This is a genomic window from Kitasatospora sp. NPDC094015 (genome assembly GCF_040304075.1).
In the GTDB taxonomy this organism is placed as follows: domain Bacteria; phylum Actinomycetota; class Actinomycetes; order Streptomycetales; family Streptomycetaceae; genus Kitasatospora.
Genome location: NZ_JBEOUL010000032.1, coordinates 1 through 20,136, shown reverse-complemented (window position 1 = coordinate 20,136; position 20,136 = coordinate 1). Strand labels below are relative to the sequence as shown.

Genomic DNA, 20,136 nt, shown 5'->3' with positions numbered 1-20,136 from the left:
ATCACACCTCGAAGGCGGCCGCGACCCTGGACCCCAGGGAGGACGTGCCGCAGGACGGGGGGCGGTCGGGTCCTGCCACGACGCCCCGGGGGTACCACAGCGCGCCCGGGCCCACGGAGGCGAAGGCCGGCCCGCCCGCGTCGTGCAGCCGCCGCAGCACCTCCACCGACTGCCAGGGCTGACCGGCCCGGTGCTCCAGGTCGGACGCGCCGGCCAGGGCGGTGACCGCGGGGGAGTCCAGGGGGGACCAGCAGGCCCGCAGCTCGAAGCCGTGGTGGCGCAGCGCGGTCCGCAGGCGGGCGGCGTGCTCGTCCAGGGTCCCGCCGCGCACCTCGAGGAGGCCGGTCACCAGGACCCGGGCCGACCGGTCCAGGAGGACGCCGAGCGCGGTGAACGGCAGGCCGAGGCGGTGCAGTTCGCGGCAGAGGAGGGCGGCCTGCCCGGGATCGGCCGCCTCGACCTCCAGCGAGCGGCGGTCGGTCGGGCTGGGCAGGAGCCGCAGCGAGACCGAGGTCAGCCGGCCGATCCGGCCCCGGCCACCGAATGCGAGCCTGCGCAGCTCGTAGCCGGAGACGTCCTTGGTGCAGGACCCGCCGACGGTCAGGACCTCCTGCCGCCCGACCGCGAGGCCGGCCGACAGGACCAGATCGCGGGCGCGGACCGCGAGGGTCTCCCGCAGCGCCGGGCGGCCGCGGTCGATCGCCGTGAGGACGGACGACTCCGGTCCGCCGCCCAGCGGTTCGTGGACCAGCTCCAGTCCGGTGTCGCGCAGGGCGTGCGCGACCGCCGCGAAGCTCACCTCGGGGGAGCCGATGTCCACGGCGCCGTCCCCGGCACGGACGCGCAGCGCGGGGGAGCCGCCGGGGGCCGCCCGGCGGGCGCCGCGTACGGCGCCCGCGCCGTGGTCGGCCGGCCGCGGCGCAGGCTCCGGGTCGGGTTCCGGCAGGATCTTCCCCGGGTTGCACAGCCCGGCGGGGTCGAAGGCGTCCTTGATCCCCCGCATGACCAGGAGTTCGCGCGGGCTGTGGAACAGCGGCATGAACTCCGCCTTCTCCAGCCCGACTCCGTGCTCCCCGGAGAGCGAGCCGTCCAGCGCGGCGCAGTCGGCCAGCACGTCGGCGAGGAACCCCCGCAGCTTCGTGCGGTAGTCGGGATCCGCCGGATCGTAGAACGGCGCCGGGTGGACGTTGCCGTCCGCCGCGTGGAACGTGTTGAGGATGGGCAGGTCGTGCTGGTCCGCCCGGCGCCGCAGGGCGGCCATCAGTGTGGTGAGCCGGCTGCGCGGCACCACCGCGTCGAACAGGTAGTAGCACGGCCGCCCGCTGGTGGTGACCATGCGGCGGACCTTCTCCTTGACCAGCCGGGCGCGGGTCGCCATGAAGGCCCGGCTGGACAGCAGTTCGCAACGTCCGCCGGCCTGCGCCGCCGCCTCGGTCAGGGCGGCGGCCTGGTGGCGGACCTCCCCGGCCGTCCCCTCCACCTCGATGAACAGCAGCGAGGGGTCCCCGAGCACCGGCGCCCCCGGCACGTACGCGCTGGTGATCATGTCGATGGCGCTCGGGAGCAGGCCGATGCCCAGCACCCGCTCCACGGTGGCGGCGGCCGCGTCCTGCTCGTCGAACCGCGCGACCAGGACCTGCGAGCACTCCGGTTCCGGTGCGACCCGCAGGGTGAGGCCGCGGACCGCGCCGAGGGTGCCCTCCGAGCCGACCAGCAGGCCGCGCAGGTCCAGCCCGCCCCGCCAGACGTCCTCCTCGCCGAACTCGGCGGTGCTCCCGTCGGGCAGGACCACGTCGAGCGAGACCACGAAGTTGGAGGTCGGGCCGACCGCCAGGGCGTGCGGCCCGCCGGCGTTCTCGGCGACGTTCCCGCCCACGGTGCAGACCTGGTAGGACGAGGGGTCCGGCAGGTAGCGCAGCCCGTACGGCGCCAGCGCCTCCCGCAGGTCGGCCAGCACCACGCCGGGCTCGCAGCGGACCAGCCGCCGGTCGGGGTCGACGGCGAGGATGCGGTCCAGGTCCCGGGTCAGCAGCACCGCGCCGCCCGCGTCGGGCAGCGCCCCGCCGCTGTAGCCGGTACCGGCCCCGCGCACCACCCAGGGCACCGAGCCGCGCCCGGCCGCCAGCACCAGCTCGCGCAGGTCGTCGCCGGAGCGCGGGACCACCACGGCGTCCGGCCGCCGGCTGTCCAGCGAGGCGTCGTAGGAGTGCAGGCCGAGGGTGGTCGGGTCGGTGAGCACGCGCTCGGCGCCGAGCAGTTCCCGGGCCTCGGCGGCGAAGGCGGCGAGCCCCGGAGCGGGCGGGGCCTGTCGCGCGGGTGCGCCCGCGGGCCGGCCGACCAGCCGCGGGCCGTGGCACAGTTCGAATCCCGCGGCCGGGAGGCGCCCGTGCCCCGGCCCGCGGCTGGTCGGCGTCACAGGAACGCGTCCACCCGTGCGAGGTCCGCGGCGTCCGGGCAGATCTCGTCCGCCACGGGGACGAACCGCGCCCACGCCCAGGCCATCACCCGCTGGGCCGACCGCCAGGCCTGCACCGCCTCCTCCGGGGTCAGGTCGTCCGCCCGCTCGGCGCACCGCTTGAGCTCGGCCACCCGGTCGGCCGCCCGCAGACCCTCGGCGCCGAACCGCTCCGTGATGAACGGCCGGGCCGTGGCGGCCCAGTCGGAGAGGATGACGATGTGCTTCCCGGCGTGCAGCTCGTCGGCGGTCAGCGCCAGCGCCAGCGCGTCCTTGAGCGCCTCCTCGGCGTACCGGGCGGACTCCACCGCCAGGGGCGCGGGCGCGTGCTGCCAGTCGACCGCCCACGGCAGGTGGTCGAGGACGTTGCGGTAGTGCGACAGCGCACGGTGGACCGTACGGATCCACCCCGTGTCACGCCGGGGGTGCTCCCGCAGGCAGTCGAGGTCCTCGGCCGCGCCGGTGATCAGGCGGAAGTTGGCGGCCCAGCCCGGTCCGATGGTGGGGGGCAGCCGGTACCGGTTCGCCTGCTGCTCGCCCTCGAGGACCTTGCTGGTGACCGTGATCGTCCGTCCGGCGTGGTGGACCTCGGGCCGCATCGACAGCGTGAACGGGTGGCAGTCCACGTGCAGGGTGCGCCCGTGCGGTGCCAGCGCGGCGCGGACGCCGGTCCACAGCCGGGCGGTCTCCAGGCGCAGGTCCGCCGCCCGGCCGGCCTCGGCGATGAAGTACACGTTGAGGTTCGGCCCCCGGCGGTTCCAGTGCCCGCTCACGTAACTGCCGGTGAGGAAGGCCGTGCGCACCAGGCCCGCGCCCGCGCTGCGCCCGGCGAACTCCTCGATCGGCCGCACCACCAGGTCGGCCATCACGGCGTCCACCGGCAGCGGGCCGGTGCCGGACCCGGCGGAAGCGCTCCTCGTCGTCAGCATGCCGCCACCTCGACCGTCGTGTTGCTCTCGATGCTGCGCCGCGCGGCGGCCGTCACCTCGGCGACGCGGACGGCGTCCCGCAGCGGTACCCGGTCGCTCGGGAGGCCGGCCCGCGCGCAGTCGGCGAAGTGCTGCAGCTCCTCGCGCAGCGCGCCCTGGCGCGCGCCCGAGTGGTACGGCCAGAAGAAGAGGTCCGGCACCCGGACGCCCTGCTCGTCCCAGACGTGCAGGTCCGGCTCGTTGCGCGCGGTGAAGGTGGCGCCCTCGCTCTGGATCGTGCACTCGAAGGTGAAGCCGTACGGGCAACTCCCGGCCAGGTGCCACGAGTTGCCGATGACGGCGCGCAGGCCGCCGTCCCAGTGCAGGACCAGGTCGACGACGTCCGGGTACGCGCGGCCGTGCCAGGAGCTCGCGAAGGCGGTGACCCGGTCGGGGCGGGAGCCGGCGTACCAGATCGCGAGGTCGATGTCGTGGATCATCGCGGTGTCCAGCGGGTGGACGCGGCCGTACACCTCCAGGGCCGAGGGCTGGAACAGCCGGCGCAGCGTCATGTGGCGCAGCTCCCGTCCTTCCAACTGCCCTCGGAGCAGCGCCTGCCGGGGATCGAACCGCAGGATGTGGCCGACGTAGAGGTTGCGGCCGCGCTCGGCCGCCAGGTCGACCAGCTCGCGGGCCTCCCGGGGGTCGAGGGCGAGCGGCTTCTCGACGATGACGTCGACGCCCGCCTCCAGGCCGCGTCGGACGCACTCGGCGTGACTGCCTTCCGGGACGACCACGTCGAGCACGTCGATCCCGGAGGCGAGCAGCTCGTCCAGGGAGGAGAAGACCCTCGTGCCGGGGTCCAGCACCGGTTCGGGCTCGGTGCCCGTGTGGACGTGGAAGCCGTCCTGCGCGCTCGGGGCGCCCAGGCCCGCGGCGCGCGCGGGGTCCGCGTCGTACACGCCGGTGACCACGGCGTTCGGGATCCCGGACCACGTCTGCAGGTGCAGACCGCCGAACCAGCCCAGACCGACCAGTCCTATGCGGAGGTCGTCGCCCATCGAACCACCCTTCGTGAAGATTGAGATTCCGCTCTTCAGGCGTGACCCGAAGACCCTGGACCTTCGAATAATGACCATCCTCAGTCATCAGAGTCAATATTGAGAGTCATAGTCTCCGCTTTGTCCCGTTCTGTCCCTGCATCCGGCGGGTCGGTCGGGCCTACGGGCCGGTTGATCCCCGTCGATAGCCGGGCAATCCGGACGAACCGCTCGATGACTGGGGATCTTGACAGGTCTGGTGCAGACTGTCACTATCAGTTCATCAAATTCGGTCCCGGCTGGTTCCGATAAAAGATACGACCGGGGAGAATTTATGTCTCGAAAGTCTTTCGCCGCCGCCGTCCTGCTGGCCCTCGCGGCTTTCCTGGCACCCGCGCCGGCTGCCTTCGCGGAGTCGGCGTCGACGTCGGCGTCGACGGTCCAGGGCGTCCCGCCGACCGGTGACATCCCGCTCTGCTGCTGAGCGGCCGCGCCGCGTCGGCGCGCACACGAAGAGGCGGGGCCGTCTGCTGGCAGACGGCCCCGCCTCTTCGTGGTGCCGGGGATCCGGCCGGATCACTCGCCGTACGGCACGCTCACTTTGGGGAGGATCCGGCTCTGCTGCCCCATGCACCGCATGCCCTGCCGGTACGCCCAGATGGCGCGCTCCGGCTGGCCGGAGGCCTCAAGGATCTCCGCGAGCTCGGCCCAGGCGGAGGCTGCCTGGCGGCCGGCCTCCGAGGCCTCCAGCATCAGGGCGCTGCGCTCGTAGGCCTCCCTGGCCGCGGTGTGCTCGCCCTGGAAGATCCGAGCGGCGGCGAGGACCAGGAGGGTCCGCGCGCTCTGCAGCCGGTGCCCGGGGCCGAGCAGGCCCAGCGCCCGCTCGGCGTGCTCGACGCAGTCCTCGGGGCGCCGGCTGCGCAGGGCGACCCGGGCCAGGGCGGTCTCGCAGTAGGCGACGTCGATGTCGCTGCCGACGTCGGACAGCGCGCTCGCGCTCTGGGTGAGCAGCCGCTCGGCCAGAGCCACGTCGGGCTCCTCGAACTCCAGCAGCACCGCGGCGTAGGCGTTCCGCAGCCGGGCCAGTGCCCGGGCGTCGTCCCCCTCGGCATAGATCGCCAGCGCCTGCTCGATGAGGCCGATGGCATCCGCCGTCCGGCCGCTGCGGTGCATGGTGACACTGGCGTTCCACAGCGCGGCGCCGAGCGCCTTGCGGTCGGACACGCGGCCGGCCTGCTCGATCGCCTTCGCGGCGAGGTAGCCCGCCCGGTGCAGGTCGCCGCGCTCGCAGTGGATGCCGACGAGGGTCGACAGCAGCTCCACGCCGAGCCGGGTGGGCGCCAGGTCGAGCCGGTCCAGCTCCTCCACCGCCTCCTCGGCGACGGCGATCGCGTGCGAGAGGTCGCCGAGCTCCCGGTAGCAGCGGCACAGCGCCACCACGATCGGCAGTCCCGCGACGAAGTCCGGGGAGCGCGCCGCGGCGGTGCGCAGCCCCTCGAAGCGGGCGACCGCCTCCTCGAGCCGGCCGAGGCGCTCCAGGGTGTGGGCGATTCCACTCTCGGCGGCGAGCCACAGGGCGGGCCGCTCCTCCCGGTCGACGGTACCCTGGACCTGCTCGTAGGCCGCCAACGCGGCCTCCGGCTCACCGTTCAGCGCCGTCATCTCGGCGTACCTGAGCTCGAGTTCGAGGTCCTCGGTACCGGCCTCGGGCTCCGTCCCGAGCAGCTCCGCCGGCTCACACCCCAGCCGGGCGGCGAGGTACTGGACGACATCGAGGGAGGGCGTCCGCTTTCCCGCCTCGAGCAACGAGATGTAACTCGGCGAAAGCTTGGTGCCCGCGAGCTCGGCCTGTGACAGGCCGGCGGCCCGTCGCAGCTGGGCGGCCCGGATGCCCAAGGCCTTGTCTGACATGCCTGCTCCTCAATCTCGACGAGTAATGACACCAGTGAGTCAATAAAGGTGTCAAGCTGTTTGGCGGTCCTGCCCGGATTCCATTGGCCCGAAACGTTGAGATTATGTGCGGGAAGTGACGGAAGTGACTCCTGCCCGCACGAATCCGCCGGAGTCGCGAAATTCGTATTAATCCGCCACTACCCCCGGGGCGAGGTGGGGATCCCTTGCCGCGCCGACCCCTTGACGGACCGTCACGCCTGTCCGGGCTCCCCGCCGGGCCCCTCCGGACGCCGGGCGACCGCGCCCGCCGGCGCCGCCGTCGCCCCAAAATGGTGTGACGATCCCCGAGGTCCGTGGGACGGTGGTCGGCATGTCTCACGATCCGATCGACCAGGCCCGGCGCCTCGTCCACGAGCGCTTTCCCGACGCCCTCGCCGCCATCCTGGCGGGGTCCACGGCGACCGGGCGGGCCACCGCCGGCAGCGACCTGGACATCGCCGTGCTGGTCGCCGACGGTGGCGAGACCTACCGGGAGACGGTCCGCTCCGAGGGGCGGGTGGTCGAGCTCTTCGTGCACACCCGGGCCGGCCTGCGCGACCTCTGCGCGGTGGACGTCGCCACCCGGCGCGCGGTGATGCCGAGCATGTACGCCACCGGTCTGGTCCTGGTCGACGTGGACGGCGAGGCTGCCCGCGCCCGGGCCCGGGCGGAGGAGGACCTCCGCAGGGGCCCGGCCGGACTCGCTCCGGACACGGTGGAGACCAAGCGCTACGCGCTGACGGACGCTCTGGACGACCTGCGCGACACGACCGACGCGTTCGAGCGCCTGGCCGTCGCCGGGGTCGTCGTCAGCACCGCCGTCGATCTGCTCTGCGACCACCACCGGGCCTGGACGGGCAGTGGCAAGTGGCTGCCGCGCCGGCTGCTGGCGGCGGACCCGGAACGCGGCGCCGCGCTGCTCGACGCGCACGCCCGGCTGGGGGCGACGCAGGACCCGGGCCCGTTGATCGCGGCCGCCTCGGCGGTCCTCGGCCTCGTCGGCGGCGCACTGCGCGAGGGCTACCGCCGTACCTGGCGGACCGTCGCCGAGCCGGTCGCCGCCCTTCGCTGAGCCCGCCGCCCCGCTGGTGCCGCCGTGCTTCCCGGCAACCCGGGAAGCCGCGGGCACGACGCCGGCCGGGCCCGCCGGCTGCTTCCGGGGAGCCGGGTGGCGGTCCGCCGCGGCGGGCTGGTGTTCGTGGCGGTGGACGCCGACGGGCAGTCGCACCGGGTGCCGGCCCTGATACCGGAGAGTCCGGTCGAGCAGCGCCGCGAGCGCCTCGCCCGGGAACGCCGGGCCCGCCGCAGGAGCGGCGGCTCCGACTGACGGAAGGGTCCGGGCCGCCGTGGTGCCCGGCAATGAGCCCGTCGAGCGGTTCGCGCGCGGCGGCGGGCCCTTTTGAGTGGTGCCGTACACCCGCCGGGGTTGTCGTCGGGGCGGACGGCCCGCGGCGGGGGATGCATCCAGAGTGCTGTCATATCGTCAGACTTTGTCGCGAAGATTGCTGCTGGTCACGGCCGGCCTGTCGCTGCTGGAGGCGGCGGGCTGGCGGGGGACCCTGCCGGGTGCGGAGCCCGCCGACCACCCGGCCGCCGAGGCCGCGGGCGGCGCGCCGGCGGTGCCGGGGGCGCCCGCCCCACCGGAGGCGCCCGCCGCCGCGGCGGCCGCCCAGCCCGCCGCCGCCCCACGGCCCCTGACGGCGGCCGAGATGCAGCCGCTGAACGAGCTGGACGTCGACCGGAAGGTGGTCGCCGTCACCGTCGACGACGGCCCGGATCCGCGCTGGACCCCCGAGGTGCTGGCGCTGCTGGAGAAGTACGGCATCCGGGCGACGTTCTTCCTGATCGGCGAGAACGCCGCCGCGCACCCTGAGCTGGTCCGGGAGATCGCGGCCCGCGGGCACCTGGTCGCCAACCACACCTGGAGCCACCCGGACCTGCGCAGCCTGCCCGAGGAGAAGGTGCGCGAGCAGCTGGGGCGCACCTCCGATTTCCTGCACGGGGTCACCGGCAAGGCGCCCACCTGGTTCCGCGCCCCGGGCGGCGACTGGTCCGCCACCACGCTCAAGGTCGGCGCCGAGCTGGGGATGCGGCCGATGGGCTGGTCGGTCGACCCGCAGGACTGGGCGGAGCCCGGTACGGACGTGATCGCCCAGCGGCTCACCAAGGAGCTGAAGCCGGGCGCGATCGTGCTCACCCACGACGGCGGCGGGAACCGCTCGCAGACGGTGGGCGCCCTCACCCGGTACCTGCCGGCGGTGCTGGCCGCCGGCTACCGCTTCACCGCTCCCCGGGGGTGACGCGGGGGGACGGCGTCACGCCCCCGGCCCGTGCACCAGGGGGAGGAAGACCGTGTCCACGATCTCCTGGAGCGCGGCGTCGGGCACGGGCGCGAAGGTCGTGAGGATCTCCAGGCGCAGCAGGTCGAAGGGGAGCGACCTGATCCGCGCGGTGAGGCGTTCGGGGTCGGCCTCGCCGCGTTCGACGGCGCGGTCGAAGAGCAGGTCGAGCGCGTCCGCGCGCCCCGTGACGAGCGGGTCGAGCAGGTCGGCGGGGCTGGTGCCGGTCTCCTGCCGGTAGCCGGCGAGGTGGATGTTCATCACGGTGATGAGCTGGACCCGGGTGGCGTTGATCTCGCGCATCAGGGTCAGCACGTCCTCCCGCAGGCTTCCGGTGTCGGGCGTGTCGAGGCGGGCCTCGCGCAGGGTGTGGACGATGGCCGCCCGGACCAGTTCCTCGCGGTTCGACCAGCGGCGGTAGAGGACCGGTGGGCTGGTGCCCGCCCGCTTCACGACGGCGTCCATGGTGAACCGCGCGTAGCCGTGGTCCGCGAGTTCTTCCCAGGCTGCGTCGAGGAGGGCCTTCTCCAGTGCGGCCCCGCGGCGTCGCTCGGCCATGCGTCCTCCTTGGATAGAGTTGCCTTTCTTATCCTAGCGCCCTACGCTGACTGCCGTTAGATAGATCTCTGTATCTTAAGGCGGTAGCCCATGACCACGCTCAACCCCACCGGCGCCCCGCGGACGGCGGTGGACCCCGACCGGGTTGACCCCACCGTCCGGAGCCTGGCGATCACCCTGATCGTGGGCGGCCTCGCGGTGGTCTTCGACTCGACCATCGTCGGCGTCGCCCTCGACGCCCTCGCCCGGGACCTGCACGCCCCGCTCGCCACCGTCCAGTGGGTGAGCACCGCCTACCTGCTGGCCGTGTTCGTCACCGTCCCGCTCGCCGGCTGGGCGCAGTCCCGGATCGGCGGCCGCCGCCTGTGGGTGAGTGCACTCGGCGTCTTCCTGCTCGGCTCGGTCCTCAGCGCGCTGGCCCGGGACGCCGGCGCACTGATCGCCTTCCGCGTCGTCCAGGGCCTCGCCGGCGGCATCATGATGCCGCTGATGGCAACCCTGCTGGTGCAGGCCGCCGGCGGCCGCAACATCGGCAAGGTGATGGCCGTCATCACCGTGCCCACCGCCCTCGGCCCGATCCTCGGCCCGGTGCTCGGCGGCCTGATCCTGCACCTGGCGGACTGGCGCTGGCTGTTCCTCGTCAACATCCCGTTCTGCGTCGTCGGGGGCTGGCTCGCGCTGCGCAACCTGCCCGACGACCGGCCCGCACCCGGCGCCCCCGCGCCCCGGCTGGACGTCGTCGGCCTGCTCCTGCTCGGCCCCGGGTGCGTGGCCCTGGTCCAGGGCCTCTCCCGGATCGGCGGCGGCGCGGGCCCGGGCGGTGCCGGCGCCCTGATCCCGCTGGTCGGCGGACCCGTCCTGATCGCCGCCTTCGCCGTCCGCGCGCTGCGCCGCCGCTCCGGCCCCGCGCTGGTCGACGTCCGGCTGCTGAGCCGCCGTACGGTGGCCGCCTCCGCCACCCTGCTCCTGCTGGGCGGTCTCGCCCTGTTCGGATCGATGATGCTGCTGCCGCTGTACTTCCAGCAGGTCCGCGGTGAGGACGCGCTCGGCGCCGGGCTGCTGCTCATCCCGCAGGGGGTCGGCGCGCTGATCGCCCGCGGTGTGGCGGGCCGCTGCACCGACCGGTTCGGGCCGCGGGCCGTCGCGCTGGTGGCGTTCGCGGCGGTGGCCGCGACCACCGTGCCGTTCGCCTTCGTCACCGCAACCAGCAGTGAACTCCTGCTCATGGCAGCGCTGTTCGCCCGCGGCATCGCCCTCGGTGCCGCCATGATCGCGCCGATGGGTGCCGCCTACACCGGGCTGGGGCACCGGGAGATCCCGGACGCCAGCATCATCACCCGCCTCGCCCAGCAGCTCGGCGGCGCCGTGGGTGTCGCCGTCCTCGCCGTCCTGCTCCAGCACGCGGTCGGCGCCGCCGGCACCCCGGCCGCCGTGGCCGCCGGCTTCGACACCGCCTTCGGGTGGTCGGTGGCGCTCACGGCCGCCGCCGTCCCGCTCTGCCTGCTGCTGCCCCGGCGCGCGGCAGCGGGGGCCTGAGACAGGCGGCCTGGCCACCGGCGGCCCGGGATCGGCCGGTTCGACGTGGGGGCCCGGCGGGGCTTGAGGGCGGGCGCGGCGGCGCCGTACCGTGGGCCGGTGATCTTGCCAAAGGAGCGCGACCCGAGGTTCACCACCATCCGCCGCGGGGGCACCCTCACGGACCCCGACCACCGGCTGCTGGCCCGCTGGGCGGCCGACTGCGCGGAGCACGTCCTGCACCTGTTCGAGGCGGTGCGGCCCGAGGACGCCCGGCCCCGGCAGGCGATCGAGCAGGTCCGGGCGTGGACCCGGGGCGAGATCCGGATGTCCGACTCCCGCTCGGCCGGCGGCCACGCCATGGCCGCGGCACGGGTGTTGGGCGGGGCAGCCCGGCACGCGGCCTTCGCCGCCGGGCAGGCCGCGGTGGTGGCGCACGTCGCCGCGCACGAGCTGGGCGCGGCAGCGTACGCGATCAAGGCCGTACGGGCGGCGGTGCCCGCGGGCGAGGCCGTGGAGGCCGGCCGGCTGGAGTGCGGCTGGCAGCGCGACCGGCTCCCGGAGCCGATCCGCGCCCTCGTCCTGGACGACCAGCGCCTGCGCAACGCGATCTGCTGGTCGGTCTTCGACTGCTGACCGCTGCTGACCGCGCCGCCCCGGGCCGGTCGCGGTCAGCTCGGCGTGGCCCTTTCTCCGGCTCCGGCTCCGGCCCCGGTCTCGGCCCCGGCCCGGAGGCGGTCGGCCAGTGCGAGGACGCGCTCGCGCAGCTCGTCCGGGCGCTCGACGACGAACGGCCGGTCGAGCGCGGCCAGCGTCGCCGGCAGCCAGTCGAGACGCTCGGCGCGCAGCTCCACCCGCAGCCAGCGTTCGTCCACCCGGTCCGGGCCCGCCGCGAGGTCGCACTCCGTCACGGTCGCCACGGTGACGGGCAGGTGGGCGCGGACCTGGTCGACCGTTCCGTGGACCCGCACGGTCACCTCGTACCGGTAAGCGGCAGTGGCGAACCCGGACAGCACCCGCTCCGCCGGATCGGGGCCCGCGGGCACCTCGAAGCGGCCGGGCAGCGTCCTGGCGTCCGCGATCCGGTCGAGCCGGAAGGTCCGGTCCTCGCCGCTGGCGGCGTCCGCGCCGGTCACGTACCACCGCCCGCCGTGCGCCACGATCCCGTACGCGTGCAGCGTGCGCCGGCTCTGCCGTCCCGCGCGGTCGGTGTAGCCGATCGAGACCGGCCGCCGGTGGCGCACCGCATCGGCGAGGCCGAGCAGGACCCCGGCGTCCAGGGCGACCGGGGAGCCGGCCCGGTCGGTGAAGGCGAGGGCGTCCAGGAGCGCGTCGAGCCGCCGGCCGAGGTGCTCGGGCAGCACCCGGCGGAGCTTCGCCGAGGCCGTCTCGCGCGCGGTGCGCTGCGCCGGCGTCGCTCCGGCCGCCGGGCCCGCGACCAGGCCGAGCAGCACGGCCAGCGCCTCGTCGTCGCTCAGCATCAGCGGGGGCAGGCGGTAGCCGGGGCGGAGCCGGTAGCCGCCGTAGCGGCCGCGCACCGACTCCACCGGCACGTCGAGGTCGATCAGCTGGTCGACGTACCGCCGCACGGTGCGCTCCTCGACCTCCAGCCGGTCGGCGAGTTCGGCTGCGGTGCGGGTGCCGCCGGACTGCAGCAGCTCCAGGAGGGTCAGCACGCGGCCGGTGGGACGGGTCATGGGACAAGGCTACGCCGATACCGGACCGATTCCGTCCGGTATTCGTCCTAGCCTTCGAGGCGTAAGAAACACCGACTCCCCAGGAGCTTCCCGTGAACTTCGTCTCGATCCGGATCATCACCAGCGACGTCGCGCGCCTCGTCGCCTTCTACGAGCGGGTCACGGGGGTGGCGGCGGACTGGGCCACCGAGGACTTCGCCGAGCTCAGGACCCCGGGCGCCACCCTCGCGATCGCCGGCACCCGCACCGTCCCGCTGTTCGCCCCGGGCTCCGCCCGCCCGGCGGACAACCACAGCGTGATCACCGAGTTCCTGGTCGACGACGTGGACCGCGTCCACCAGGAGCTGGACGGCTTCGTCACCGACCTCGTGGCCGGGCCCACCACGATGCCCTGGGGCAACCGCTCGCTGCTGTTCCGCGACCCCGACGGCAACCTCGTCAACCTCTTCACGCCCGTCACCCCGGCGGCGGTCGCCAAGTTCGGGCGCTGAGGCCCGCGCGTCGGTTCCCCGGGCGGACGGCGCGGCCGTCGGGCAGGCTGGCCGGATGAGATCGCGAACCGGTGGCATGTGGTGGGGCACGACGATCGAGGCGCCGGACCCGGGCGGGTTGGCGAGGTTCTACGCCGACCTGCTCGGCTGGCACCTCGGGCACCAGGAGCCGGGGACGGCCGTCGTCGCGGCCTCCCCGCAGGGCCCGTTCCTGGTCTTCCAGCAGGCCGAGGGCTACCGGGCGCCGGTGTGGCCGCCAGCCGACGGCGCGCAGCGCCCGATGATGCACCTCGACTTCCAGGTCGGCGACCTCGGCCCGGCGGTCGCCGACGCACTCGCCCTGGGCGCCACCCTGGCGGACCATCAGCCGCAGGACCACGTCCGCGTCCTCCTCGACCCGGCCGGCCACCCCTTCTGCCTCTGCCTCGACCAGACCTGACCGTGCGGTACGGCATCCCGGTACGGCGTGGCTGATCGGTACGAGAGTCCTGGTCCGCTCGTTGAGATCGCGGGTGCCGCCGATGCCATCGCCCGCGCCCTTGCCGACCGGTTGGAGAAAGGCCCCGACTCGTGAGCACATCGGCTCAGCTGCGCGCCGCCCTGGTGGACGGATTCACCGGGGACGACAGGATCGCCGATCCGGCGTGGGAGAACGCGGCCAGGGCGGTGCCCCGGGAGCTGTTCGCCGGGTCGTTCTTCCTGCCGGTGGCCGGGAGCAATCCGACCGCCTACCACCCCGTGTGCAAAGGTGAGGCCGGGTGGCTGGAACAGGTCTACTCCAACGAAACCCTGATCACCCAACTCGACGGGCGCATCCGGCCCGACGACGTGGCCGGGGGCACCGTGACCGGAACTCCGACGTCCTCGTCCACCCTGCCGTCACTGGTGCTGCGCATGTGGCAGCAGCTCGACACCGGCGCCGGGCACCGGGTGTTGGAGATCGGCACCGGCACCGGGTACTCGACCGCCCTCGGCGCGCACCGCCTCGGGGGCGCCGCCATCACCAGCGTCGAATACGACCCCGTGGTCGGCGGGGCCGCCGCGGCTGCGATCAAGGCCGCCGGCTGTGCGCCTCGCTTGATCATCGGTGACGGGCTGCTCGGCGACCCGGACGGCGACGACTACGACCGGCTGATCGCCACCTGTTCGGTTCGCCACGTCCCGCCCCCGTGGCTGCACCAGGTCAAGCCGGGCGGAAAGATCCTGGTCACGCTGTCCGGCTGGTCGTACGCCTTCGGGCTCGCGCTGCTCACCGTGACCGAGCCCGGTGGTGCCACGGGCCGGTTCCTGCCCGGCTGGACGAGTTTCATGATGGCCCGCCCGCACGACCGCCCGCCCCGGCAGAGCCTGTCGCTGTTGCCCGGCGACGAGCGGCCGACCCGGATCGACCCGGAGGTCATCAGCACGTGGACGGGCGGCTGGGTCGCCCAACTGGCAGCGCCCTCGGCCGAGCGGATGGGTGCGGGCGGGCAGCAGATCCTCTCGGACGTGGCCACCGGGTCGCAGGCCCGCACCATGCCCGACCCCGGCGGCGGCTGGACGGTGGTCCAACGGGGCCCGCTCCGCCTGTGGGACCAGGTCGAGGACGCCGTCGAGGCCTGGCAGGCCGCGGGCATGCCCCATCAGGACGGATTCGGGATCACCGTGTCCAGGGAAGGTCAGCAGGTCTGGCTGGGCGCCGAGGGCGGTCCGAGCTGGAATCTGCCGATCTGAGCCGTGGCACGGGCCCTTGAGCCCCGGCGCCCGGGCACCCGTCGCGTTCAGGCCGAGGTGGAGGTCCGGGCCTCGGGTGCCGGCATCGCCGGTTCGGCGGTGGTGGCGGTGGTTCCGTCGGCCCGGCCGCGGGGGCGGCGGAATGCCGGGACGGCCAGCAGTGCGAAGCCGAGCGCCGCTGCCACGAGGTGCCCGATCGTGGTGAAGTCCGGTATCGGGCCCGGCCATTCGGCGCCGCCGACGGGCCAGGCGAGGACGAACAGCACCCACGGGAGGCGGCCCCAGCGGGGTAGGGCGAGGGTGCCGATCGCCAGCACGGTCTGGGCGCCGTAGCTGACCCCGTAGTCGGTGGCCTGCCGTACGTCCTGCGGGTACCAGCCCTGCCGCAGCGCGACGGTGATCACGACCGCGGTGAGCAGGGTGGCCACCACGTGCCCGCCGAGGAAGACGGCCGCGGCGCGCAGCTTGCCCCACCGCTGCTCGGCCCAGGCCAGGAAGCAGCAGACGCCGAGGCCAAGGGTGATGAAGGTCCCCACGAAGTCGAGCGAGGCGACGTCCGTGAGCGTGCCGTCGAAGAGCAGCACGCTCCCGAGCAGGGCGGTCACCGGGTGGTCCTGGAGGTTGTCCAGGTTGGTGCTGACGTGCCTCAGCAGGTCGGCGGCCCGGTCGGCGGACAGCCCGTGCCCGATCCAGACGTGGCCGGCCAGCAGCAGGCAGACGTAGGCGAGGGTGAGCGGGGCGCGGCGCGGGTACCACCGGGCGGCACGGAGCAGGCGGCCTGCGGCGCCCTGCGGGGACTGGGGGTTCATACCGTCATATTGTCCAGGCCGCACGGGGGATGAGCTGCGGCGGGGTGGTGGAGGACGGTCCGCCGCCACCACCCCGCCGGACCGGGAGCCGGTCGGCTAGGAGAAGAGAGCCATCAGCCACTGCTGCGGTACGTCCCGATCAACCTCGGTGAAGAAGACGTGGATCCCGGCGCGCAGGTCGGCGGCGGTGAGGGAGCCGTCGCGGTCGCGGTCGAGCTTCGCGAACTCGTTCGCGGCGGCCGGGTCGGTGACGTTGCGGGCCTTGAGGTACCGCTCGAACTCGGCCTTGTCGACCTTGCCGTTCCCGTCGGCGTCCATCACCTGGAACGCGCCGGCCGCCAGCGTGCGCAGGAACTCCGGCATCGCGTCGGCGTCCTTCCCGAGGATCGCCCGCTCGACGTAGGCGAGCATTTCCTCCTTACCCACCTTGCCGTCCTTGTTCGGGTCGGCGGCCCGCAGCAGCTCGCGGAAGAACGTGGAGATGACCGGGGTCAGCTGCGCGTCCGAGCCGCTGCGTGCCGTGATGAGCGAGAGGTCCTCCGGATCGATGTAGCCGCTCCGGCTGGCGTCGAGGAGGTCGAAGAATTCGATGGTCCGCTGCTTGTACGCGCCCATGGTCGTCAGCATCCTTCCGTGACTACGGCGTTCGGTGGGGGTGGTTCGCGGGGAAACGTAACCCGCGACCACCGGCCGCAGCCGCGTCCCATGCCGTCGTGCTCACTCGTTGGAGTGAATGCGAACGGTCCCGGATCCCCGGGGGTCAGGCCGCGGCGGCCCCGCGCGGACGGTCGGCGAGGCTCGGTGCGAACCGGATCGCCGGGAGCAGCAGCCAGCACCGCGCGACGGCACCGAGCGGCGGGGCGATCCGGTCCAGGTCTGCCGGTGGCTGGCGCTGGAGTTCGGGATCCGGGGTTCGCGGTCGGCCGAGGAGTGGGGCGACTGGGCGGCCGACCGGCTCACCGAGCACCTCTGACGCGGGGTCGGCCCGACGGCTGCGGCGCGCGCCGGACTTGGGGGAGCGGCCGGGTTCGGGCAGGCTGGGGCGCGGCCGTCGTCTCCCGAGGAGCATCCATGATTCTTATCACCGTCAAGTTCACCGCCAGGCCCGAGTTCAGCGACCGGTGGGTGTCGCTGGTCGAGGAGTTCACCCTGGCCACCCGGGCCGAGCCCGGCAACGTCTTCTTCGAGTGGTCCCGCAGCGTCGACGACCCGGACCAGTACGTGTTGCTGGAGGCCTTCGCGTCGCCCGAGGCCGGCGCGGCGCACGTGAACTCCGACCACTTCAAGGCGGCGATGGCCGAACTCCCGGCACGGATCGCCACCAAGCCGCAGATCATCTACGTGGACGCGCCGGTGGACGGCTGGTCCGACATGGCCGAACTCGCCCCGACCGAGGGCTGACCGGCCCCGCCGCCGGCGCGGCTCCGCCGTGGGGCCGCACCGGCAGGCCGACCGTCGCGGTCGCGCGGCGGGCCGTCAGGCGGTGAAGGCGGCGAGGAGTTTGTCGGTGAGGCGGTCCAGGTAGTCGGGGGCGGTGGGGGTGCCGACCACGAGGAGACGCCAGTACAGGGGCCCGGCGACGAGGTCGAGGGCGAGTTCGCGGTCCACGTCCGGGGGGAGTTCGCCGCGTTCGACCGCGCGGTCCAGCACGTGGGCGGCCCGGGCGCGGCGGGTGTCGCGGACGGACGTGAGCAGGGCCTGCCGCAGCTCGGGGTTGCGGCCGCTCTCGGCCAGCAGGTCGGGGATGATCCTGGCGGGGAGCGGGTGCCGCAGCGCGGCGGCAGCCTCCGTCAGGAAGGCGAGCACGTCGCCGCGCAGGGTGCCGGTGTCGGTCTCGGGGGTGTCCACGGCGGCCGCGGACACCAGGGCGACGGTCATCTCCAGCTTGGACGGCCAGCGCCGGTAGATGGCGGCCTTGCCCGCGCCGGCGCGCTTGGCCACCGCCTCCAGGGAGAGTCGCGCGTACCCGGCCGCGGCGAGTTCCTCGAAGAAGGCCGCCGCGATCGCCTCGGTCACCGAGTCCTGGAGCACCGGCCCGCCGGGCGGTCGGCGCCCTGCTGCCGGTGCGGCTGTGGATGCGGATGCGGATGCGGGGGGTGTGGGGGAGGTGGCCATGACCCGAACCTACACCAGGCGGAACGGTTGCGTCTCGACTAGCCAGGGCGTACTGTCCTCCTCAGACGAGACGGAAGCGTTCCGTCTCGACAATCGGACGAGGGTGCAGCATGCGATTCATGTTCGAGGACGAGTCGTTCTCCTTCGAGACCCTGCGCGCGGCCGGCTTCGCCACCGAGGGCGGGGCCGACCTCGGCGAGGTCCTGGCCACCGTCCGCAGCGTCGGCGAGGGCGACGAGGACGCCTGGCTGCGCGAGTGGAAGCGCACCGCGGAGCGCGTCCACGCCATCGGCACCCGCTCCCTCGCCGCCGGCCACCGGGTCAGCGGCCGCGAGGCCCTGCTGCGCGCCTCGAACTACTACCGCACCGCCGAGTTCTACCGCCGCGACGACCCGGCCCACGACCCCGAGGTCAAGGCGCTCTCCGCGCTCTCCCGCGAGACCTTCGCCACCGCCGCCGTCCTGCTGGACACCCCCGTCGAGGCCGTCCGCATCCCGTACGGGGACACCACCCTGCCCGGCTACCTGTTCCTGGTCGACGACTCCGGCACCCCGCGGCCCACCGTCATCTTCACCAGCGGTTTCGACTCCACCCTGGAGGAGGCGTACTTCGTCATCGGCGCGGCCGCGCTGCGCCGCGGCTACAACGTGCTGGCGTACGACGGGCCCGGCCAGGGGGCGGCGCTGCGCGAGCAGGGGATGGTCTTCCGGCCGGACTGGGAGGCCGTGGTCACCCCCGTGGTCGACTACGCGCTGACCCGCTCCGAGATCGCCGCCGACCGCCTCGCCCTGCTCGGCTACAGCCTCGGCGGCTACCTCACCGCCCGCGCCGCCGCGCACGAGCACCGGCTGGCCGCGCTGGTCCTGGACGACGGCCTCTACAGCTACCACGACGCCCACACCCGGATCATGCCGCCGTTCCTGAGCGAGTGGGTCGAGGCCGGGCGCGACGACCTCGCCGACCCGGTCGCGGGCCTGCTCATGCAGGGCAGCACCCAGCTCCGCTGGGCCCTGCGCAACGGGGCGTGGGCGTTCGGCGCCGACTCTCCCGCGGACTACATCCGCCGCACCGCCGACTACACCCTCGAAGGCGTCGCCCCGCTGATCGCCTGCCCGACCCTCGTCCTGGACGCCGAGAACGACCAGTTCTTCCGCGGCCAGCCCCAGCAGGTGGCCGCCGCCCTCACCTGCCCGCACACCCTGGTCACCCTCCGCGAGGCCGAAGGCGCCGGCGAGCACTGCCACATGGGGGCCACCGCCCGCTTCCAGCAGATCACCTTCGACTGGCTCGACCGCACCCTCCCCACCGCCTGACCACCGGCAGCACCAGCACCAGCATCGACCGCACACCACCACGAGGGACGCAGCAACATGGACCAGGCAGCACGACCGGGGCAGACCCCCGAGCGGCTCGGATTCTTCACCGACGCGGTGTTCGCCATCGCCATGACCCTGCTGGTCATCGAGATCCCACACCCCGAGGGGGACGACTTCGACACCGCCGACGGCAGGTCCAAGTCCCAGGTCGCCGCCCACCTGTGGCACTTCCTGGTCCAGGAGTCCGGCGCCTTCTACTCCTACCTGCTGGCCTTCCTGGTCCTGTGGATCGTCTGGCGCCAGCACCACACCACGCTCGACCGGATCGTCCGGCTCGACGGCGCGATGACCCTGCTCCACCTCCCGTTGCTGCTGTTGACCGGGTTCCTGCCGTACGCCACCGCGATCGTGGGCCACCACCCGGGCAACCCGGCGGCCGCGCTGCTGTTCGGCCTGGTGGTCCTGCTCCTCATGATCTGCCGCTCGAGCATCCAGACCCTGGCGGGCCGCCCCGACGTCCTCTCCTCCCCGGCCCTCGAGCCGGACCGGCGCCTCGACAGCGTCATCTCCTGGCTGGTCACCGGCTACTGGGCGCTGACCCTGCTCCTGGTGTGGTGGGCACCGTGGGTCCAGCTCCTCTGGTTCCTCTCCGGCGCCCTGGCCCGGGCCCTCACCCCGCTGCTGCGCCCCCGCCTCGCCCCGACCGGGCCGATCCCCGCCCCGTCGGCCGCCCAGGACGTGCACCACGGGGAAGGCGGCGCACCCGGGCCGGACTTGGAGCCTGCGCAGACAGGCGGGTGGGGCACCGGGCAGTGAGGCGGGCACAGGTCTCCGTGATCATGGAGTTGCGACGCTCTGCGATCGCTGGGAGACCTGTGCCCGTTCTTCCGGCAGGTCGACCGACCTGCGGATCAATTCGCGGCGCTGCTGCCCGCGCGGCCTCCGGTCGACCCGGCCCCAGCTGCTGGTGAGCGCCGTGGGGTCAGCGGCCGATCTTGTCGAGCTCGGCGAGATCGTCGTCGGAGAGCGGGAGTCCCGCGCCGGTGGCGTTTTCGCGCAGGTGTGCCACCGATGAGGTGCCGGGGATCAGCAGGATGTTCGGCGACCGCTGCAGGAGCCAGGCCAGGGCGACCGACATGGGCGTCGCGTTCAACCGGGTGGCTACGGCCGTGAGTGCCGAGGACTGCAGCGGGCTGAAGCCGCCGAGGGGGAAGAAGGGCACGTAGGCGATGCCGTGCTCGGCCAGCT

Annotated in this window: 22 protein-coding genes; 12 read left to right on the top strand and 10 right to left on the bottom strand. The window is 73.9% G+C overall.

The features are described from left to right. Position 1 precedes the first annotated feature (1 nt). Genes ABT014_RS28580 through ABT014_RS28570 form a run of 3 tightly spaced genes read right to left on the bottom strand, consistent with a single transcriptional unit; the run spans position 2 to position 4,424 of the window. A complete protein-coding gene (locus ABT014_RS28580) occupies positions 2 to 2,416 on the bottom strand; it encodes an FAD-linked oxidase C-terminal domain-containing protein (RefSeq protein WP_350642099.1) in 2,415 nt (804 codons plus the stop codon). Next, positions 2,413 to 3,384 carry a hypothetical protein gene (locus tag ABT014_RS28575; protein WP_350642098.1) on the bottom strand — a complete coding sequence of 324 codons (972 nt, stop codon included), beginning with the start codon at positions 3,382 to 3,384 and terminating at the stop codon, positions 2,413 to 2,415. The genes ABT014_RS28580 and ABT014_RS28575 overlap by 4 nt, the downstream gene beginning before the upstream one ends. Continuing rightward, positions 3,378 to 4,424, bottom strand: coding sequence for a Gfo/Idh/MocA family protein (locus ABT014_RS28570; RefSeq protein ID WP_350642097.1), 1,047 nt, complete (start codon positions 4,422 to 4,424; stop codon positions 3,378 to 3,380). Before ABT014_RS28570 ends, ABT014_RS28575 begins: the two co-directional genes overlap by 7 nt. 313 nt (positions 4,425 to 4,737) lie before the next feature. On the opposite strand from ABT014_RS28570, the gene ABT014_RS28565 reads away from it, so the two are divergent. After that, the gene (locus ABT014_RS28565; protein WP_350642096.1) at positions 4,738 to 4,887 is read left to right on the top strand and encodes a hypothetical protein; all 150 of its coding nucleotides are present in this window, start codon (positions 4,738 to 4,740) and stop codon (positions 4,885 to 4,887) included. Positions 4,888 to 4,979: 92 nt separating this feature from the next. Here ABT014_RS28565 and ABT014_RS28560 read toward each other — a convergent pair whose 3' ends face one another. After that, positions 4,980 to 6,314 carry a helix-turn-helix domain-containing protein gene (locus ABT014_RS28560; RefSeq protein WP_350642095.1) on the bottom strand — a complete coding sequence of 445 codons (1,335 nt, stop codon included), beginning with the start codon at positions 6,312 to 6,314 and terminating at the stop codon, positions 4,980 to 4,982. A gap of 352 nt (positions 6,315 to 6,666) precedes the next feature. On the opposite strand from ABT014_RS28560, the gene ABT014_RS28555 reads away from it, so the two are divergent. The 3 genes from ABT014_RS28555 to ABT014_RS28545 all read left to right on the top strand — a co-directional run bounded on the left by ABT014_RS28555 (position 6,667) and on the right by ABT014_RS28545 (position 8,635). Further along, positions 6,667 to 7,407, top strand: a complete 741-nt coding sequence (locus ABT014_RS28555; RefSeq protein WP_350642094.1) for a nucleotidyltransferase domain-containing protein — start codon at positions 6,667 to 6,669, stop codon at positions 7,405 to 7,407. 96 nt (positions 7,408 to 7,503) lie between these two features. After that, complete coding sequence (locus ABT014_RS28550) at positions 7,504 to 7,662, top strand: hypothetical protein (protein WP_350642093.1); 159 nt, start codon at positions 7,504 to 7,506, stop codon at positions 7,660 to 7,662. Positions 7,663 to 7,825: 163 nt separating this feature from the next. Next, positions 7,826 to 8,635, top strand: coding sequence for a polysaccharide deacetylase family protein (locus ABT014_RS28545; protein ID WP_350642092.1), 810 nt, complete (start codon positions 7,826 to 7,828; stop codon positions 8,633 to 8,635). A 15-nt stretch (positions 8,636 to 8,650) separates the two neighbouring features. Here ABT014_RS28545 and ABT014_RS28540 read toward each other — a convergent pair whose 3' ends face one another. Next, positions 8,651 to 9,232 (bottom strand): TetR/AcrR family transcriptional regulator, encoded by a 582-nt coding sequence (locus ABT014_RS28540; RefSeq protein WP_350642091.1) that lies wholly within the window; start codon positions 9,230 to 9,232, stop codon positions 8,651 to 8,653. A gap of 90 nt (positions 9,233 to 9,322) precedes the next feature. Here ABT014_RS28540 and ABT014_RS28535 point away from each other — a divergent pair, with 90 nt between their 5' ends. Together ABT014_RS28535 and ABT014_RS28530 are read left to right on the top strand one after the other, a co-directional pair. After that, positions 9,323 to 10,768, top strand: a complete 1,446-nt coding sequence (locus tag ABT014_RS28535) for a DHA2 family efflux MFS transporter permease subunit (RefSeq protein WP_350642090.1) — start codon at positions 9,323 to 9,325, stop codon at positions 10,766 to 10,768. A gap of 99 nt (positions 10,769 to 10,867) precedes the next feature. Next, positions 10,868 to 11,383 (top strand): putative immunity protein, encoded by a 516-nt coding sequence (locus tag ABT014_RS28530; RefSeq protein WP_350642089.1) that lies wholly within the window; start codon positions 10,868 to 10,870, stop codon positions 11,381 to 11,383. Positions 11,384 to 11,418: 35 nt separating this feature from the next. Here the strand turns inward: ABT014_RS28530 and ABT014_RS28525 are convergent, their stop codons facing one another. Further along, a complete protein-coding gene (locus ABT014_RS28525) occupies positions 11,419 to 12,444 on the bottom strand; it encodes a helix-turn-helix transcriptional regulator (protein WP_350642088.1) in 1,026 nt (341 codons plus the stop codon). A gap of 92 nt (positions 12,445 to 12,536) precedes the next feature. Here ABT014_RS28525 and ABT014_RS28520 point away from each other — a divergent pair, with 92 nt between their 5' ends. The 3 genes from ABT014_RS28520 (at position 12,537) to tgmC (ending at position 14,648) form a co-directional block, all read left to right on the top strand. Then, the gene (locus ABT014_RS28520) at positions 12,537 to 12,935 is read left to right on the top strand and encodes a VOC family protein (protein WP_350642087.1); all 399 of its coding nucleotides are present in this window, start codon (positions 12,537 to 12,539) and stop codon (positions 12,933 to 12,935) included. A gap of 55 nt (positions 12,936 to 12,990) precedes the next feature. Beyond that, positions 12,991 to 13,374, top strand: coding sequence for a VOC family protein (locus ABT014_RS28515; RefSeq protein WP_350642086.1), 384 nt, complete (start codon positions 12,991 to 12,993; stop codon positions 13,372 to 13,374). Positions 13,375 to 13,505: 131 nt separating this feature from the next. After that, positions 13,506 to 14,648: an ATP-grasp peptide maturase system methyltransferase gene (gene tgmC, locus ABT014_RS28510; RefSeq protein WP_350642085.1), complete on the top strand. Its 1,143-nt coding sequence runs from the start codon at positions 13,506 to 13,508 to the stop codon at positions 14,646 to 14,648. Positions 14,649 to 14,695: 47 nt separating this feature from the next. Here the strand turns inward: tgmC and ABT014_RS28505 are convergent, their stop codons facing one another. After that, the gene (locus ABT014_RS28505) at positions 14,696 to 15,457 is read right to left on the bottom strand and encodes a rhomboid-like protein (RefSeq protein WP_350642084.1); all 762 of its coding nucleotides are present in this window, start codon (positions 15,455 to 15,457) and stop codon (positions 14,696 to 14,698) included. A 96-nt stretch (positions 15,458 to 15,553) separates the two neighbouring features. After that, positions 15,554 to 16,084 carry an EF-hand domain-containing protein gene (locus ABT014_RS28500; RefSeq protein ID WP_350642083.1) on the bottom strand — a complete coding sequence of 177 codons (531 nt, stop codon included), beginning with the start codon at positions 16,082 to 16,084 and terminating at the stop codon, positions 15,554 to 15,556. A gap of 444 nt (positions 16,085 to 16,528) precedes the next feature. On the opposite strand from ABT014_RS28500, the gene ABT014_RS28495 reads away from it, so the two are divergent. Next, on the top strand, positions 16,529 to 16,858 hold the full coding sequence (locus ABT014_RS28495; RefSeq protein WP_350642082.1) for a putative quinol monooxygenase: 330 nt from the start codon (positions 16,529 to 16,531) through the stop codon (positions 16,856 to 16,858). A 75-nt stretch (positions 16,859 to 16,933) separates the two neighbouring features. Here ABT014_RS28495 and ABT014_RS28490 read toward each other — a convergent pair whose 3' ends face one another. Next, positions 16,934 to 17,473 (bottom strand): TetR-like C-terminal domain-containing protein, encoded by a 540-nt coding sequence (locus ABT014_RS28490; RefSeq protein ID WP_350642081.1) that lies wholly within the window; start codon positions 17,471 to 17,473, stop codon positions 16,934 to 16,936. A 218-nt stretch (positions 17,474 to 17,691) separates the two neighbouring features. Here ABT014_RS28490 and ABT014_RS28485 point away from each other — a divergent pair, with 218 nt between their 5' ends. After that, the gene (locus tag ABT014_RS28485) at positions 17,692 to 18,885 is read left to right on the top strand and encodes an alpha/beta hydrolase family protein (RefSeq protein WP_350642080.1); all 1,194 of its coding nucleotides are present in this window, start codon (positions 17,692 to 17,694) and stop codon (positions 18,883 to 18,885) included. A 57-nt stretch (positions 18,886 to 18,942) separates the two neighbouring features. Beyond that, positions 18,943 to 19,704, top strand: a complete 762-nt coding sequence (locus tag ABT014_RS28480) for a TMEM175 family protein (protein ID WP_350642079.1) — start codon at positions 18,943 to 18,945, stop codon at positions 19,702 to 19,704. 166 nt (positions 19,705 to 19,870) lie between these two features. Here the strand turns inward: ABT014_RS28480 and ABT014_RS28475 are convergent. Continuing rightward, positions 19,871 to 20,136 (bottom strand): aldo/keto reductase (locus ABT014_RS28475; protein WP_350642078.1); only part of this gene is annotated, 266 nt, incomplete at its 5' end.